Source organism: Thomasclavelia cocleata, assembly GCF_900102365.1.
Classification (GTDB): Bacteria; Bacillota_I; Bacilli_A; order Erysipelotrichales; family Coprobacillaceae; genus Thomasclavelia; species Thomasclavelia cocleata.
This window is the reverse complement of the sequence record NZ_FOIN01000087.1, coordinates 1-1,307: the sequence shown is the minus strand read 5'-3', so window position 1 is coordinate 1,307 and position 1,307 is coordinate 1. Positions and strand designations below refer to the sequence as shown.

General features: G+C 29.6%; 1 protein-coding gene. It reads left to right on the top strand.

The genetic code is table 11. From position 1 onward, the window contains the following. Positions 1-1,139: aspartate aminotransferase type Ic (locus tag BMW96_RS13825; RefSeq protein WP_092357174.1), on the top strand; the 1,139-nt coding region annotated here is incomplete at its 5' end. Positions 1,140-1,307 lie beyond the last annotated feature (168 nt).

The following is a 1,307-nucleotide window of genomic DNA, read 5'->3' as shown; positions in this document are numbered from 1 at the left end:
AACAATTAGATTTATCAATGTCTATTTTAGATATGAAAGAATGTACTATTGACAATATAGAATGTCGTAATTATGGGGGATTAGAGGGTTTACCTTCTATACGAAGATTATTTGCACAATTATTAGAAGTAAATGAAAATAATGTAATTATTGGAGGAACATCTAGTCTCACTTTAATGTATGATTATATTGCTCAAGCAATGTTATTTGGGGTTTGTGGTAATAAACCATGGTCTAAACTAGAGAAAGTGAAATTTTTATGTCCTGTTCCAGGATATGATCGTCATTTTGCTTTTTGTGAACATTTTGGAATTGAAATGATTAATGTACCAATGACTGGTAATGGTCCCAATATTAAAGTGATAAATGAATTAATTAAAGATGATAGCGTTAAAGGAATGTTTTGTGTTCCTAAATATTCTAACCCACAAGGGATTACCTATAGTGATGAAACTGTTAAAGCATTAGCTGCTTTAAATCCTGCAGCTAAAGATTTTAGAATTATCTATGATAACGCTTATTGTGTTCATGATTTAGATAAACAAGGTGATAAACTGTTAAATATCTTTGATGAATTACCAAAAAATAATAATGAAGATCTAGTAATCATGGTTGCTTCTACTTCGAAAATCACATTTGCTGGTAGTGGAGTTTCTTGTATCATAGCTAGCGATAATAATCTTGATGATATTAAAAAACGTTTAAAAATCCAATCTATCTCACAAGACAAGATGAATCAATTACGTCATTTCAAATTCTTTGAAAATGTGGAAAGTATTAAAACACATATGCAAAAACAAGCTGCCATCTTAAAACCTAAGTTTGACTGTGTAATCAATTATTTAAATAATGAACTAGCTAACAAAGAAATAGCTTCATGGTATGTACCTCATGGTGGTTATTTTATTAGTTTAGATATTATGCCTGGCTGTGCCAAAAGAGTTGGCCAATTATGTGAAGAGGCTGGTGTAGTTTTAACAACAATTGGTGCAACATTCCCATATGGAAAAGACCCACAAGATTCAAATATTAGAATTGCCCCTTCTTATCCACCAATTGATGAATTATCTAAAGCTGCAAACCTGCTTTGTATCTGTGTACAAATAGCAGCAATTGAAAAACTATTAAATTTAAAATAAATTTTATTTAAAAGACAATCACTCGATTGTCTTTTTACTAATTACTATTATTTATTCTTTCCTTAAATGCTTCAAATTCATCTTCTTCAAATATATACTTGCTTATTAACTTTAACTGTTTTTCACTTAATCCTTCTATCCATTCTCTACATTCCTGATGATATCTTT